This is a genomic window from Lysinibacillus sp. NPDC056220 (assembly GCF_049315265.1).
Taxonomy (GTDB): domain Bacteria; phylum Bacillota; class Bacilli; order Bacillales_A; family Planococcaceae; genus Lysinibacillus; species Lysinibacillus pinottii.
The window spans coordinates 539,948-555,823 of record NZ_JBMOXD010000002.1 but is presented as its reverse complement, the minus strand read 5'-3'; the positions used below and the strand labels follow the sequence as shown (position 1 = coordinate 555,823).

Annotated in this window: 17 protein-coding genes and 1 pseudogene; 7 read left to right on the top strand and 11 right to left on the bottom strand. The window is 37.8% G+C overall.

Annotated elements, in window-relative coordinates:
- Window positions 1-313: 313 nt before the first annotated feature.
- The 6 genes and pseudogenes from ACOZBY_RS07750 to ACOZBY_RS07725 form a co-directional block, all read right to left on the bottom strand.
- Window positions 314-598: pseudogene (locus ACOZBY_RS07750) on the bottom strand (IS5/IS1182 family transposase); the annotation flags it as partial.
- 280 nt (window positions 599-878) lie between these two features.
- Entirely contained in the window at window positions 879-1,538 is a 660-nt protein-coding gene (gene phoU / locus ACOZBY_RS07745; protein WP_012295176.1) for a phosphate signaling complex protein PhoU, read from the bottom strand.
- A gap of 13 nt (window positions 1,539-1,551) precedes the next feature.
- Window positions 1,552-2,385, bottom strand: a complete 834-nt coding sequence (pstB, locus tag ACOZBY_RS07740; protein ID WP_012295177.1) for a phosphate ABC transporter ATP-binding protein PstB — start codon at window positions 2,383-2,385, stop codon at window positions 1,552-1,554.
- A 12-nt stretch (window positions 2,386-2,397) separates the two neighbouring features.
- Window positions 2,398-3,276, bottom strand: coding sequence for a phosphate ABC transporter permease PstA (gene pstA, locus ACOZBY_RS07735; protein WP_036216886.1), 879 nt, complete (start codon window positions 3,274-3,276; stop codon window positions 2,398-2,400).
- Window positions 3,277-4,224 carry a phosphate ABC transporter permease subunit PstC gene (pstC, locus tag ACOZBY_RS07730; RefSeq protein WP_025116033.1) on the bottom strand — a complete coding sequence of 316 codons (948 nt, stop codon included), beginning with the start codon at window positions 4,222-4,224 and terminating at the stop codon, window positions 3,277-3,279.
- A 64-nt stretch (window positions 4,225-4,288) separates the two neighbouring features.
- Entirely contained in the window at window positions 4,289-5,263 is a 975-nt protein-coding gene (locus ACOZBY_RS07725) for a PstS family phosphate ABC transporter substrate-binding protein (RefSeq protein ID WP_031416968.1), read from the bottom strand.
- Between the two features lie 563 nt (window positions 5,264-5,826).
- On the opposite strand from ACOZBY_RS07725, the gene ACOZBY_RS07720 reads away from it, so the two are divergent.
- Complete coding sequence (locus tag ACOZBY_RS07720) at window positions 5,827-6,018, top strand: hypothetical protein (protein ID WP_031416969.1); 192 nt, start codon at window positions 5,827-5,829, stop codon at window positions 6,016-6,018.
- A gap of 56 nt (window positions 6,019-6,074) precedes the next feature.
- Here ACOZBY_RS07720 and ACOZBY_RS07715 read toward each other — a convergent pair whose 3' ends face one another.
- The 4 genes from ACOZBY_RS07715 to ACOZBY_RS07700 form a co-directional block, all read right to left on the bottom strand.
- Window positions 6,075-8,279 carry a peptidoglycan D,D-transpeptidase FtsI family protein gene (locus tag ACOZBY_RS07715; protein WP_036162131.1) on the bottom strand — a complete coding sequence of 735 codons (2,205 nt, stop codon included), beginning with the start codon at window positions 8,277-8,279 and terminating at the stop codon, window positions 6,075-6,077.
- A gap of 238 nt (window positions 8,280-8,517) precedes the next feature.
- Complete coding sequence (locus ACOZBY_RS07710) at window positions 8,518-9,123, bottom strand: superoxide dismutase (protein WP_012295184.1); 606 nt, start codon at window positions 9,121-9,123, stop codon at window positions 8,518-8,520.
- A 174-nt stretch (window positions 9,124-9,297) separates the two neighbouring features.
- Window positions 9,298-9,777, bottom strand: a complete 480-nt coding sequence (locus ACOZBY_RS07705; protein ID WP_422761931.1) for a DUF456 domain-containing protein — start codon at window positions 9,775-9,777, stop codon at window positions 9,298-9,300.
- Window positions 9,778-9,844: 67 nt separating this feature from the next.
- Window positions 9,845-11,476 carry a Na/Pi cotransporter family protein gene (locus ACOZBY_RS07700; RefSeq protein WP_031416973.1) on the bottom strand — a complete coding sequence of 544 codons (1,632 nt, stop codon included), beginning with the start codon at window positions 11,474-11,476 and terminating at the stop codon, window positions 9,845-9,847.
- A 194-nt stretch (window positions 11,477-11,670) separates the two neighbouring features.
- On the opposite strand from ACOZBY_RS07700, the gene ACOZBY_RS07695 reads away from it, so the two are divergent.
- The 4 genes from ACOZBY_RS07695 (at window position 11,671) to ACOZBY_RS07680 (ending at window position 14,381) form a co-directional block, all read left to right on the top strand.
- A complete protein-coding gene (locus tag ACOZBY_RS07695) occupies window positions 11,671-12,189 on the top strand; it encodes a DUF1189 family protein (RefSeq protein WP_008178344.1) in 519 nt (172 codons plus the stop codon).
- 52 nt (window positions 12,190-12,241) lie between these two features.
- Complete coding sequence (locus ACOZBY_RS07690) at window positions 12,242-12,583, top strand: hypothetical protein (RefSeq protein ID WP_012295188.1); 342 nt, start codon at window positions 12,242-12,244, stop codon at window positions 12,581-12,583.
- Window positions 12,584-12,680: 97 nt separating this feature from the next.
- Window positions 12,681-13,796: a flavodoxin-dependent (E)-4-hydroxy-3-methylbut-2-enyl-diphosphate synthase gene (ispG, locus tag ACOZBY_RS07685; RefSeq protein ID WP_012295189.1), complete on the top strand. Its 1,116-nt coding sequence runs from the start codon at window positions 12,681-12,683 to the stop codon at window positions 13,794-13,796.
- Window positions 13,797-13,808: 12 nt separating this feature from the next.
- Window positions 13,809-14,381: a 5' nucleotidase, NT5C type gene (locus ACOZBY_RS07680; RefSeq protein ID WP_012295190.1), complete on the top strand. Its 573-nt coding sequence runs from the start codon at window positions 13,809-13,811 to the stop codon at window positions 14,379-14,381.
- Window positions 14,382-14,504: 123 nt separating this feature from the next.
- Here the strand turns inward: ACOZBY_RS07680 and ACOZBY_RS07675 are convergent, their stop codons facing one another.
- A complete protein-coding gene (locus ACOZBY_RS07675) occupies window positions 14,505-14,633 on the bottom strand; it encodes a hypothetical protein (RefSeq protein WP_012295191.1) in 129 nt (42 codons plus the stop codon).
- A gap of 198 nt (window positions 14,634-14,831) precedes the next feature.
- Here ACOZBY_RS07675 and ACOZBY_RS07670 point away from each other — a divergent pair, with 198 nt between their 5' ends.
- Window positions 14,832-15,323, top strand: coding sequence for a hypothetical protein (locus ACOZBY_RS07670; protein WP_206700956.1), 492 nt, complete (start codon window positions 14,832-14,834; stop codon window positions 15,321-15,323).
- Between the two features lie 142 nt (window positions 15,324-15,465).
- On the top strand, window positions 15,466-15,870 hold the full coding sequence (locus tag ACOZBY_RS07665) for a MerR family transcriptional regulator (RefSeq protein WP_306552461.1): 405 nt from the start codon (window positions 15,466-15,468) through the stop codon (window positions 15,868-15,870).
- The last annotated feature ends 6 nt before the right edge of the window (window positions 15,871-15,876 follow it).

Genomic DNA, 15,876 nt, shown 5'->3' with positions numbered 1-15,876 from the left:
CAAAAAATTTTTTTGACAATACAAAACGCTCGCTATATAGACGCCACATAAAAACACAATGTTGCTGCTTCTCATTATTTTTTTCAAATGAAAAGAAGAGCTAGCAAATAGCTCTTCTCAGACTGTAGACAAAAGCCGTCGAGAAGTTCATTCTCGATGGCTTTTGTCATTTTTCTTTCTCTTTCATTTTCAATATTTGGTAAATCATTGCTGTATCCAACATACTCTTCGAGCATAGATGCTCTCTTAAGCTGTCTGCCACGTCCAAGTAGCTAGTTTCTTTAAATTCATGGCAGCAAAAGTAAGCATCGCCTGCATGGAAAGAATAGGCAAGCTGTTTCGTACGTTCATCCTTCACGTAATAGCCACTTTCAGGATCTGTCGTACTTTCCTTTATTTCTTTCCATTCTTCCTTTTCAAACTTCTTCAGGGGAAAGGGCTTTTTTCCGTGTTCCTCACGATCCATATTTACCTCTAATTGAAGCTTCTCTTCATAAGCCCGTGTTTCTTTTCGCACAACCTTTTTATCATACTTCCGTCTATTCGCACTCGCTTTCACATGCGGGGAATCGATAAATAAATGGTCTGCAAGGAGAATTTATTTTTCAACACCCTATGTAGATAAAAGTAAGTACTTTATGTAGAAGTTGATGGGAACGAAGGGCGGCGACTCCTGCGGGAAAAGCGGGAAAGTCGAGATCCTGGACTGAGCGAAGCGAGGGAAGCAGCTCGACCCCGCCCGCGGAAAGCATCCGCCCGTAGTGGAAATCAACGGCTTTACTTTATTTCATTGTAAAAGAAAAAAGACTGTAGGCAAACTCTCAAATTTTTTGAGTTTGTCTACAGTCTGAGAAGAGCTAGCAAATAGCTCTTCTTCTTTAATTATTTAATTCATAATGCTTGCCTTTCACTAAGTAAAAAAGATGCTCCGCAATATTAGTAGCATGATCTGCAGAGCGCTCTAAATATCGGCAAATAAATGTTAGATGGGTAATTTGAGAAATATGTGCGGGGTCTTCCACGCCTGCACGCAGCAAAAGTGTAACCGTAGCTCCGTATAAATCATCCACATAATCATCTAATTCAGCGATTTCTTTAGCACGAACGGTATCTTCCTCTGTAAAGGCCTTCATAATGCTCTCTAGCATTTCTACAGTTTTATTGCACATTGTTTGTAGATTTGTCATAGGGAACACAATCGGTTCTTTTCCAATTCGAATTGCTTCTTTAGCGATATTCACAGCATAATCGCCCACTCTTTCCATATCTGCTGCTGCTTTCACAAGGACCATGAGACGACGTAAATCAGTAGCTACAGGCTGTTGCTTAGCAATCATAAGAATCACATGATCATTTATTTCTTCTTCTAGCCGATTTATGATTAAATCGTCCTCAAGTATTTTCAATGCTTTTTCTAAATCCTGTTCGACTAATGCCTCAAAAGCTGTTTTTAATGCAAAAATGCTGCTATTGGCAAGTGCAATAAATTGCCCCTGAACTTCTTTTAACTCCTGTTCAAAACGCTCACGTACTACCATCGATTGCTCCTCCTTAGCCGAAACGTCCTGAGATATAATCTTCCGTACGTTGATCGGATGGTGTTTGGAAGATGATATCTGTTTTATCGTATTCTACCACTTCTCCACTCAGGAAGAACGCTGTTCGATCAGAGATACGTGCAGCTTGCTGCATATTATGCGTCACAATGATAATGGAATAGTCTTTTTTCAACTCTTGCACAAGCTCTTCCACTTTTAATGTAGAAATTGGGTCTAATGCAGATGTTGGCTCATCCATTAAAATGACATCCGGTTCAATCGCTAGGCATCTTGCAATACAAATACGCTGCTGCTGACCACCAGATAATCCATAGGCATTTTGATTTAAACGATCTTTGACCTCATCCCAAATAGCTGCTCCTCTTAGAGACTTCTCAACGATTTCATCTAAAATCTTTTTATTTTTAATGCCATGAATTCTTGGTCCATACGCGATATTATCATAAATAGATTTTGGGAACGGGTTTGGCTTTTGGAACACCATTCCTACGCGTGTTCTTAATTCCTCTACCGTATAGTTTTTATTTAAAATATTACGCTCACGGTATAAAATTTCACCAGATGTACGAACGCTAGGAACAAGCTCTACCATTCTGTTTAATGTTTTTAAATACGTAGATTTACCACAGCCAGAAGGACCGATAATCGCCGTTACTTCATTTTCATAAATACTTAAATTAATATCCTTTAGGCCTTGATGATCACCGTACCATAAATTCAAGTTACGTGTATCATAAACAATATTTTTCGCTATATCAGCGGAAGATTTCGTCGTCGCTTGATTCAATTTGACAATTGTTTTTTCCTCTTTTAAATCTAGTACCATAAGGTCACCTCATTAATAACGTTTTTGGAATTTATTTCGAATAAAGATGGCAATAGAGTTCATCAATAGAAGAACAGTCATAAGCACTAAAATACCAGCTGCGGCCACATACTGAAATGCTTCTTGCGGACGTTTTGCCCAATCATAGATTTGCATCGGTAGGGCTGTGAATTGGCTTAGTAAACCATTCGGCAAAAATTGTAGAATGACTGGAATTCCGATGACAACAAGTGGCGCTGTCTCCCCAATGGCACGGGACATAGCCAAAATACTTCCTGTCAAAATACCGGGAATAGCGGCTGGAAGTACCACTCGTAAAATCGTTTGCCATTTTGTTGCGCCCATCCCATATGAAGCTTCTCGTTGCTCGTTGGGTACAGCACGAATGGCCTCTTGTGCCGCTACAATAATGACAGGTAGAATTAATAAACTCATTGTTAAGCCAGCAGCTAAAACGCTTTTTCCTAAACCCATCATGCGTACAAAAATAGTTAAACCTAGTAATCCAAAAACGATGGAAGGTACACCCGCTAGATTTGAGATATTCATACGAATAAAGTCGTTGATTCTATTTTTCTTTGCGTACTCCTCTAAATATATTGCCGTACCTACACCTAAAATAATGGATACTGGCGCTACAACTGCCATTAACCAAAGTGAACCAATTAGGGCAGCTTTGACACCTGCTTTATCTGCAAAACGTGATGCAAAATTCGTTAAGAAATCAATATTTAAATAGTCAATTCCTTGTGTCACTATGCGGTAAAGCAAAATAGCTAAGGTAACAAGCGCAAACGTAGTAGCTAAGAAAAATAAGGTTTTCCAAACTTTATTGAATGTAATACGCTTTGTCATTCGTTTCATGACGACTGTGTCATCCATATAGCGCATCTAGTAAACCTCCCTGAAGCGTTTCGAAATATAGTGAGCCAGTAAATTCATTACTAGCGTAAAGATAAATAGTGTAAATCCAACAGAATAGATGGAGTAGTAAATAGTAGTTCCATAACCTGCATCACCAGTTGAAACTTGTACAATGTATGCTGTCATTGTTTGGATAGAATCCGTCACATTGAGATCAAATTTCGGTGTTGATCCACCTGCAAGCGACACAATCATCGTTTCTCCAATTGCCCGGGAAATAGCTAATACTATAGAGGCGATAATGCCGGATAGGGCAGCAGGCAGAACTACTTTAATGGCTACCTCAAATTTTGTTGCACCTAGAGCTAGAGCCCCTTCGCGCATACTATTTGGTACTGAAGACATGGCATCCTCAGATAGAGATGTAATCATTGGTAAAATCATAATACCTACAACAATCCCTGGGCTAAGTGCATTAAATAATTTAAGTCCAGGTACAATTTCTTGTAATAAAGGTGTGACAAACGTTAAAGCAAAGAATCCGTAAACGATAGTCGGTACACCTGCTAAAACCTCTAAAATAGGTTTCACAATACGTCTTGTTTTTTCACTTGCATATTCACTTAAATAGATAGCTGAAGCAATTCCAAATGGCACGGCTACTACAACTGCAATAAGTGTCACTTTTAATGTACCAGCGATTAACGGCAAAATTCCAAATAACGGTTCATTCCCCGAAAACGGTAACCACTTCGTCCCAAAAAGGAAATCCGTTATCGACACACGTTTGAAGAATTCAAACGTTTCAAAAATAAGGGTGAAAACAATGCCAAATGTCGTTAAAATAGAGATAATTGCTGCAGAAAATAATAGAGCTGGCATTGCTTTTTCCACTATTTTCTTAGTTTTATGATTGCGCGAATTTGCAATTAATTGCTGCACAGATGAGGTCTTATTTTCCTTTTGAGAAACCATTGGGAGCTCCTTTCAAATAAGGGAGGGAAAGAGCATACATCTCTTTCCCTCTATGCATGTCTACTTATTTTAAGCCTTCTAAAGTTTTTAAGCCTTCAGTATATTTTTCTTCAGGTAAACGAACATAGCCAACAGCCTCAGCCATATCACCTGCGTTTTCTAATGTAAATTTAATGAAATCATATGCTGCTTCGTTATCTTTCATAGCGCTATTTTTCACATATGTGAAAAGTGGGCGTGAAAGTGGTGTATATTCACCAGCTTCAATTGTTTCATTATTTGGCTCTACACCATTTACTTTAACGATATTTAATTTATCTTTATTTTCTAGATAGTAAGCATAACCGAAGAATCCGATCGCGTTTTTGTCACCTGATACACCTTGAACTAGCATATTATCATCCTCTGATAATGTTGCTGAGCTTACTAGATCAGCTCCATCTAAAATGATTTCATCAAAGTAATCGTATGTGCCTGAATCAGTACCTGGTGAATAGTAAACGATTTTCTCATCTGGCCAAGATGGATCAATGTCCGACCATTTCTTCTCTTTTCCATCTTCAATCCATATCTTTTGTAATTGTTCTACAGTTAAATCTTTCGCCCAATCATTTTCTGGATTCACGACTACTGATAAACCATCATATGCTAGAGCTAGCTCTGTATAATCAATACCAGCTTCTCCTAGTTTCGCTTTCTCTTCATCTTTTATATTACGAGATGCATTTGAAAAGTCTGTTTCACCTGCGATGAATTTTTCAAAACCACCACCTGTACCAGAAACCCCTACTGATACTTTGACATCTGGTTGTGCGCCTGCATACTCTTCAACAACTGCCTCAATAATTGGTGCAACTGTTGATGAGCCATCTCCAGCTACAGAGCCTTGTAGCTTTTCATCAGCAGCTTCTTGTCCTGAACTAGCAGGTGCGTTCGTTTCAGTATTGTTTCCATTTTGTGCAGAATCGCTACCACATGCACCTAGCATTAATGCAGAACCCATTACTGCTGTCATCGTTAAGTACTTCCACTTTTTCATCTCATTTGCCTCCGTCATGAACTGTTTTATAGTTATTTGTCTTACAATCTTTACTATAATGACTGAATGTTGAAGTCGTATAAACGGTTCGTAAAAGAGATGTAAAGGAATGTAATGCTTTGTAAACGATTGTAAAGATACATTTACAATTCATTTTCACCTTGCCATGGCTGTGCCCAGATTTTAAATTCATCTACTCTTTTCATTCAAAATCCGCGACGTTCCCCGAAGGATTTCTCCACATACACTGAGTGACTGGATACCCATCGAAAGGGCAAATCCTCTATATATTTCACTCTTCTATATTTGGAGGAGCGCATACTTCTAAATGAAAAGAAGTTAAAATTTGCTTCCGATTGGAAAGATGCTATAATAATCAATTGTGTCAGGAAATACTTTATCTTGATTCAGTAAATATTTTTGTACCAACCTCTAAGCTAGGTACAGTCCCTATTTTTAGAAAAGGGAAAGATAAAGCCTTCAGAGGATGTCACAGATTTTCAACGAGAAAATATGGACATTATATGGATAAGGCGTAATGGATGAGGAGTTTTACCTTTGTCATGAAACATGCAAACGTACAAAATGCCGATTATTTTAAAACCTATCTAACTTTGCTTATGGACCATCGCGAATTAACACTACAAGAAGCGATTGATTTTATGCTAGCTTCGTATTTCTATCATAATTTAGAACTGTATGGCGTAAAACCAAGAGAACAATTTGAATTAGCCATCCGACAATTATCTGCGTGATGCTTACCTTCTTCCAAAAAAATAACCGCTAGGCATCCCAGTGCCTAGCGGTTTTCTTATTCTTGCTCATCCTCACCAATTTTTTCCTCTGTAATAGCTGGTAAAATCGGTTGTTTCACATTATTTTCTGTTACTTTTTCAGCTTCATATTTTGCTTTTAATTCAAAGTATTTGTCTAAAGAACGTCTAGCAATAACATTGTTATTGACTAAATGTTGATTCATATTAGTTGTTGCCCATGGAATAACAACTGCATAAGCAATTTCAGGATTTTCGTACGGCGCAAAGCCAACATGTGTTAATGTAATCGTATTTGTACCAAAATGTTCTCGTAATGGACCATAGTAAACTACCTCTGCAGTACCTGTTTTCCCTGCTGCGGTATAAGGTGCATCACCAAATTGTCTTGTAGCCGTACCATATGATCCAGTATATACACGACGAAGCCCTTGTTTTACATAGTCAATCTCTTCTTTAGGATTATCTATTTGATTGAGGATAGTTGGTCCTATTTCAGTCACTAATTGCCCTAACTCCTTGCCATCCTGTGATGGATCACGTACCTCTTTCACAACATGTGGCTGAATACGATAACCACCGTTAGCAATCGTAGAAATATATTGTGCTAATTGTAAAGGTGTATACGTGTCATACTGACCAATCGCTAAGTCTAATGTTTTACCACCCATTGTTGGACCTGATGGACCACGCACGCCACTAAATTCATTTGGTAAATCAATGCCTGTTTTCACACCTAGCCCAAATTGTGCAAAATTATTGCGCATTTTTGGGAATGTATCATCCTTTAAACGTAATGGCATACCATAGCTGTAAGGTGTTTTATTAATCAATAGTGCAATTTTAAACATATAGGAGTTAGAAGAACGTTCCAGGGCCATTAAATCGTTCATTGGCACATAGCCGCTCCTGTTAAAAATGGAACTTTTAAAATCCGTACCTGCCAATTTAATCGGTTCATCCCCCATAGAGGTGCCCATTGAGATAACGTCTTGATTGTACCCCGTAAGAACTGTTGCTCCCTTAATAGATGAACCTGCCTCATAAGCTGTCGTAAATGTTCCGTATCCATAATCAACAATTTCACTTTTCCCCGTCTCAGGGTTTTTTTCTATTTTCTTACCAACCATAGATAGGACATCCCCTGTATGAGGGTCCATCATAATTAAAAAGGCACGATCTAATAAATACGATCCAGGAAGAGCTTTTAAATTAAGCAGTTCTTCTTCTACAATCTTCTCAGTTTCAGCCTGTAGCTCACTATCCAGTGATAAAACTAAATCTTTACCTGGCTCACCTTCATAAGTTGTAATAGTATCGACTACCTGCCCTTTTTTATTGGTAATATTTTTGACAACTGTTTTTTGACCTTGGAGTAGTTCTTCATACTGCGCCTCAATATAACTTTCCCCTACTCGATCATTTCGTGAATAATCACGGGCTAAATAATAATTCAGCTTTTCTTTTGGTATCCCTTTTGTTGGGACAGTTGTACGACCAAGAATCGATAGAGAAGATAGTTTTACGCGTTTCCAATCTGTTGTTGTGTTAACTCCTGGTAGTTCCGTTAAACGCTCGGAGACACGTGCAAATTCATCTGCCGAAACATTTTCACTTTTTATAATTTGAGGTGATAAATTATAACCAGATGTCATCTCCCTAAAGATTGCTAATACTTCTAAATCTTTCTCTGACAATTGCAATAGCTCTTCATTGGTAATGCGTTCACGTACTAGTTTATCAACCTCTGCATTGATTTGACTTGTCGTAATATTTTCTTTCGCTCGAATTTTAGCTTCTTCTGCCTTTGTCACTTTTTCGTAGGCCGCGTCATGATTTTTGATAATCCAAAAATCTTGTTTATCACGCAATGTGACACGATTTGTTGGTTGTTCAATTAATTGTGCCAGCTTTTCAGCTATATTTAGCATTTCATCTGTTGTAGTCGTTTGCATTTTCGTATACGTAATCGCATTTTCTGGGTGATTATCTACTAAAATACGACCGTAACGATCATACATTCTACCCCGAGGCACACTCGTATTGACAGGAACTTCTTCTGTACTCTCTAAAAGCCGTACATACTCTTCCCCTTTCACGATTTGCATATACCCCAGTCTAAAAATCAACATTGAAAATACGATAAATATTGCAAAGAAAAGGATATTCATACGAAATGTTAAATTAGAGTGATGTTTTGCTTTAACACTCGCTGCGCGATTTTTCCCTGGTGCTTTGCGCATATGTATTCCCCTCCTTATCTTTGTTCATTTCAATACACGATACTTAGTATACCATTCGTAGGTTTGACAGGAAAGCATGCACTTGACAATTATTACGGAAAACATCATTTATTTGACGGTATCAAAAGTGGAAAGGTTGCCCTATTTGTTCTATCCATTTCTTTTTCATTTTTATCCAACAAAAAAGGCTATACCTTAGTGATTTCTCACCTTAGCATAGCCATTTACTATTCAATCATTATTTAGCAGCTTGGAATTTAGCTTCTACTACATCCCAGTTTACTACGTTCCAGAAAGCACCAATATAATCTGGACGACGGTTTTGGTAGTTTAAGTAGTATGCATGCTCCCAAACATCTAGGCCTAGAATTGGTTTTTTACCTTCCATTACTGGAGAGTCTTGGTTTGGAGTTGACGTAACAGCAACTGAGTCACCATCCACGATTAACCATGCCCAACCTGAACCGAAGCGAGTTGTAGCAGCTTTTGCAAATTCTTCTTTGAAAGCATCGAAAGAACCGAATTTCGCATCAATTGCTTTTGCAACTTCGCCTACTGGAGTATTAGAACCGCCTGGAGCGATTACTTCCCAGAATAGTGTATGGTTAGCATGTCCGCCACCGTTGTTGCGTACAGCAGTTTGTTTGTCAGCTGGAAGAGCGTCAAGGTTTGCGATTAAGTCGTTAATGTCTTTTTCTGCAAATTCAGTACCTTCTACTGCTGCGTTTAAGTTAGTTACATAAGTATTGTGGTGTTTAGAATGGTGAATTTCCATAGTTTTTGCATCGATATGTGGCTCTAATGCGTCGTAAGCGTAAGTTAATTGTGGTAATTCGTAAGCCATTGTTAAGTTCCTCCCTAAAATAAGAAATATTTAGTACATCAATAGATTATCAAAATTGGTCAAACCATTCAATGAAAAATACTTCATTTAGAAGATTTCAGCCTTTTGACTGAAAAACCAATACGTTAACTATCTTACCCATTAGCTTGATTCATTAAACCCCACTCGTAGACATTAAATCGCGAAGAAAAATACCATAATCATCACAATTTGAATGACAGCCTTTGCAATAGTAGAAGTTAAAAAGCCTACTAACGAACCAACACCACTTTTCACAGCCTCACTAAATGTTCGTTTCTCCACAATTAATTCGGCTATGACAGCCCCTAAAAATGGGCCAATTAATATTCCAGCCACAGGAATGACGAATGGGCCAAATAATAATCCAATGGTGCTTCCCCACATTCCTGCGCTAGAGCCACCAAACTTTTTAATGCCAAATGCATTTGCCAATGTATCTGCGCCAAATAACAGCACTACAAATAATATTTCAATAATCCAGAACCACCAGCTTAACTCTGCGAAGGAGAAAAATAAGCCATATAGTAGGAATCCTCCGACTAAAAATAAGACACCTGGAATGATCGGATAGACTAAACCAACAAATGAAATAATAAAGCAGGCTACTACTAAAATCCAGCCAACAACTTCCATAAAATTTCTCTCCTTTTATCGTACGTTGTCTTTCATACGGACAAACAAAGTGAAAAGTTTCACTTTGTTAATGGCGTATACCCAAAATAGAGTCTGCAATATTGACCGCATGGTCACCAATACGTTCCAGGTTACTTACAATGTCCATATAGACAATCCCAGCCGCCCCACTGCATTCATTCGTATTCAGACGTGCAATATGTTTCTGACGAAGTTTATCCTCCATATCGTCAATCAAGCTTTCTAGCTCCGTCACCTCTTGAGCTAAACTTAAGCTAGCTGTATCCAAGGCCTCTATACTTTTACGGACAGCCTCAATGGCTAAACTAAACATGCCAATTAAATCTTGTCGTGCCGATTTACTTAGGGTCACTTCATGATGGTCCTTGTATTGTAAAAGCTCTAAGATATTTTCAAAGTGATCACCAATTCGTTCGAAATCTCGTACATTTGTTAATAGTGTATGATGTCTTACTGAGTCTGCACGAGAAAGGGGCTGCTTAGACACCATCACTAAATAATCGGTAATTTCATTATCTAAATGATTAAGGCCAGCCTCTAATTGTAAAACTGTAGGAATATGTTCGGCTTCCCCTGATTTCATATAGAGAAATGTTTCTTCTAAGCCTCGTAAAGCATGTTCACCCATTCGTAATACTTCCTCTTTAGCTTGACCAAGTGCAATTGCTGGGGAGGAATCAATAAAAGATGGATCTAAATGCTTTGTTGTGACATTGATATGACCATCATGTCCTGGTATCAATTTCGTTACTAATGCTGCCAATCCTGCAATAAATGGAAGTTGAATCATCATATTAAGTACATTGAATGAGCCATGGGCAATTGCAATTTGCATACGAGGCTCTAAATGAAATAATTCGCTGACCCATTGAACATAATGCATAAATGGGGTAAAAAAAATCATGAAAATAATCGTACCGATCACATTGAAGAGTACATGTGCTGCGGCTGCCCGTTTCGCATAAATAGAAGCGCCCAGTGACGCTAATACCGCCGTAATCGTCGTTCCGATGTTTTCTCCAAATAAAATCGGTAAGGCATTGTTCAAACCAATCAAATGCTCAGCATATAAGCCTTGAAGCACACCGACTGTGGCCGTAGAGCTTTGTACAAGCAAGGTAAAAACGGTACCTAAAAATATACCTAAAATGGGTTGATTACTTAAATGAAGCGTGAGCGATGCAAAATCTGCCAGTTGATGTAGTGACTGCATACTTGCACTCATTAGCTCTAGCCCTAAAAATAAGCCACCAAAGCCAAACAAAATTTGACCAATATGTTGGTATGTTGCCCTTTTGAGGAAAAATAAAAAGCCTGCCCCGATTGCTAACAAGGGATAAAAATAGATACCGATATCAATGCCAATAATAAATGCTGTAATGGTTGTACCAATATTTGCTCCCATAATTACGCCGATTGCTTGACGTAACGTTAAAAATCCGGCACTCACTAACCCTACAGTGATGACTGTCGTTGCAGAACTTGACTGAATGCAAATGGTTACAAATATGCCTACTAAGACTCCCATGATCGGGTTAGTTGTAAAGCGATTTAACCATTCACGTAATCGATCATCCGCTGATTTCTGAAGCCCATCACCCATAAATTTAATGGAAAATAAAAAGACTCCTAACCCACCTAAAAACTGAAAGAGTATGCTTTGCCAATCTATTGTCAATTATTTTCGCTCCAATTCCTACGTCTCTACTACTCTAATTCTAATCTTTAATTGATTACAAACAAAAAGTAAAGAAATCCTTTAACTTCTTTACATAATGTTAACATTTTATCATTAAGTGTCCCTTCATTCATGCTTCTTTCATACCCTATGTTCTTTGAACATGTTAATATATTGATTGGAGGAGATATAGTATGAAACACTCACAGCTATTTATCGATAGTCTTATTCATCCTAAAAAACTAGCAGCCTATCGATTACTACCTATCGGAAAAGTTATTCAATATACTTTTCTGCTCATTACCCTTGTAACCGTATTCTCTTTAGGTAGATTTGCAGCAGGTATGTCTGTTGATACGATTGATATGAATAGTTTAAATGGTTTAACTGAATACATAGATGGCATTAAATGGCTCTTATATCCATTCACATTCTTAATGCTTTTTGTCTTTACAACCATGCTGATTTTTGCCCAAATTGCTCTCTATGCTTTAGCCGGTTTATTTATTTTAAAAGTCATGAAACGTCGTGGTGAATACCGTCATATTTGGCGCACAACAACTTTTGCCATCACGTGGGCAACATTATTGTCGATGCTAGCAGAATATTTACCGATTAACAGTACAATTATCTCTGTTTTTTCTTTATTACTGACTATTGTTCTATTAATTGTGGCCTTTACAAAATATCCTAAACAACCAATATCAAAATAATGTGCATGAATCCCCCCTCTTCTAAATATAGTGTAGAAAAGGAGGGGTTTTTTTGCGGGCATTCATCTTAACAGCTATCATTATTGTCATTGCTTTTGTCGTGAAGGTAGATTTAACTGAGGGATCGATCCCACTTGCAGCTTTACAAACAAAAAGTACTAATAGCCAATGTGTACAGCAACGTGAGCCAAATTATATCACCGTACAAACTATTGAAGGAGATACTATTCATAGTTTATTTGCCTTACACCCTGCAAAAGTTCCCATGACATTCCCAGAACGCTTACAATTATTTTACAACTTAAACCCACACTTACAATTACAGGAATTAATTCCTGGTGGAAATATTAAGCTTCCTCTTACGTTTGAATTCGAAAACAAATGTGGAAAATGAAAAGTTAACGTTTCTTCCTTGTCCTTATTTTCTTACACTGCTAAAATAAATGACAGTGACGGCTGAAAATAGTGGCCCGAAAAGGAGAGAAAGTTAAATGAGTGAAATTTGTCACCGTTCAAATACACGTCCTGTACGTGTCGGTAACTTAACAATTGGTGGTAGTAATGAATTATTCATTCAAAGTATGTGTACAACAAAAACACATGATGTAGAAGCAACAGTGGCAGAAATTCTTCGACTTGAAGAAGCAGGCTGTCAAATAGTTCGTGTTGCAGTTCCAGATGAGCGTGCTGCAGATGCAATTGCCGAAATCAAAAAACGTATCCATATTCCATTAGTAGCTGATATTCATTTTGACTATAGATTAGCATTAAAAGCCATTGAAAATGGTATCGATAAAGTACGTATTAACCCTGGTAATATTGGTCGTAAAGAGAAAGTGGAGGCTGTCGTGAATGCAGCTAAAGCAAAAGGTATCCCCATTCGTATTGGGGTAAATGCTGGTTCATTAGAGCGTCATATTTTAGAAAAATACGGCTATCCTACTGCTGATGGTATGGTTGAATCTGCACTTCACCATATTAAAATTTTAGAAGACTTGGACTTCCACGATATTATTGTATCGATGAAGGCATCTGACGTAAATCTTGCCATTGAAGCCTATGAAAAAGCTGCTAAGGCCTTTAATTATCCGCTACATTTAGGTATTACAGAATCAGGAACACTATTTGCTGGTACTGTAAAATCAGCGGCTGGACTTGGTGCCATCCTATCAAAAGGAATTGGTAACACGTTACGTATTTCACTTTCAGCAGACCCTGTTGAGGAAATCAAAGTAGCACGTGAACTATTAAAATCTTTTGGTCTAGCTTCTAATATGGCAACACTAATCTCTTGTCCAACATGTGGGCGCATTGAGATTGATTTAATTTCCATTGCTAATGAAGTAGAAGAATATATTTCTAAATTGAATGTACCTTTAAAAGTAGCGGTGTTAGGCTGTGCGGTAAACGGTCCTGGTGAAGCACGTGAAGCGGATATCGGTATTGCGGGTGCGCGTGGTGAAGGCTTGTTATTCATGAAAGGGAAAACTGTTCGTAAAGTTCCTGAAGAAACAATGGTTGAAGAGTTGAAAAAAGAAATTGATAAATTAGCGGCAGAGATGGAAGAAAAGCGCGCAGCAGAAGAAGTACAAAAAGCGAATGCCTAAGGAGGTACTAGCATGAAAAAGCCCCGCTTTGGTATTGATATTGATGGGACTGTAACATGTCCAAGTACACTCATACCACATATTAATAAACAATATAACGTAAATATTACGCTTGATGATGTTTGTGAGTATGATTTTTTATCGGCCTTTCCTCACCCTGTAGATCGAAGTGCCTTTAATACATGGTTTAAAGAAAATGAGCCTTATATGTACGAAGTGTCAGAAGTAGCAAAAGATGCAAAAAATATTCTAACTGCCTGGCAAAATACGTTTGAGCTCTATTATATATCGGCACGAGGCGAAAATGTAGCAGACATTACAGTAAATTGGTTTGAAAATCAGGCGATTCCTTATGACCATATCGAACTTTTAGGCAGCCATGATAAGTTAGCGGTTGCTAAAAAGCATCATGTAGATGCTTTCTTTGAGGATAAGCATGATAATGCAGTGATGCTGGCAGAGGAGCTAAAAATACCTGTCGTGTTGTTTGATACGCCCTATAACCGTCTTGCTGTTCCTGACAATGTAGTAAGGGTGTATAACTGGCAAGAAGCCAATCAATTCATCACAAATTATTTCAAATAAAATAAAGGAGAGTCGTGTTCAAATAAAGAACACGACTCTTTTATGTGCCTCCTACGATTGGCATAGTTTTGAGCAACCGCCGTTCAAACAAGCTTGTTTGACGGTAGGTCTGCTTATTTTACTCTATACTTCCAAAATTCCCCGTATCCAACGCTCCACAAAGTTTTCAAAGGTAATCCCATAATTATCGTAGACGGCATGATAAACAAAATAAGTTCCTAAACGATCAAGCATTTCATCATTAATTTTCATCACAAACCGCTCCCTTTCTCCTTGGTTTTTACCAAATTTCCATACTTCTATACTTCCCAAATGACGAACAATCGAGTGGAGGTCGCATCGTTGCAAAACCGTCACAATCTACCGCTTTCATGCCCTTTCTTCGTATTTTTCTTTTCGATAAGATAGTAGTAACAACTTGCTAGACTGGAGGGACTACTTGTGAAATGGATGACAAAATTAGCTTGTATGACTTGCATCTGCGCACTACTGACAGGCTGTGGTGGTCGATTATCAGAAATCAAAGATGCAGCTTCTGGCATCAATACAGCGGCAAACTCCGCGGCTAGTGCAGTTAGTCGAGATGTTCATGCCATACGCGCTATAGACATTAACTATAAAGAAACAACTTTTACGGTTAATGACCTATTTAAAACTATTTTACGTGACATACGCTGGGATTATGACCCTGAAAAAAATGAGCTTCATGTGAGAGGCACTTGGCAACCCCCACTATTTTCTGATCAACAATGGAATGATGAGTTGAAAGAAAAGCTTGCTGAGTCAGGCATTGTATACGTTACATGTAAAATTATTGATGATAAAATTGATAGCTCTCAAACTACAATCACAGTTATTTTTAATAATGAAAATCTCCTACAAAAAAATGGAGAAGAAGCACTTCATCACCTATATGATACCTATTTAATTTCAACACACTAAAAACGTTTCTGCCAAGAAGACTGGCAGAAGCTTTTTTTTATAATAAGTCTTACAATTTTGAAATATTAGGTGCTTTCATTTGAATAAAATAAAACCATCACGTTATAATCAAAGTACAACGTGATGGTTTGGAGGTGTTTGCATTGGGACAGAAAAATTAAAAATTGGCGAGCTTGCTGAAAAAACTGGCATTACAAAACGAACAATCGATTATTATACAAACATAGGCTTATTGGTTGCAGAACGCTCTGCAACAAATTATCGATACTATGATCCCGTCATGATTGAACGACTTCAATTCATTGAACAGCGCAAACAACAAGGGCTTTCACTCGTGGAAATCCAACAGGAATTAAACATCACACCCTATGAAGAAATCGATGTACAAATGCTTCGTTTGAAAATGCAAGATTTAGAGCATGATGTAGCTTCTCTGCTAGAACAAATGAACAAGCAAGATGATAAAAAAATTGAAACCATAAAAAAAAATGTTTCGCCTGAAAGCATTGCATTAATGCAATCCTTACTTTTACTTATTCATAATTAGGAGGTG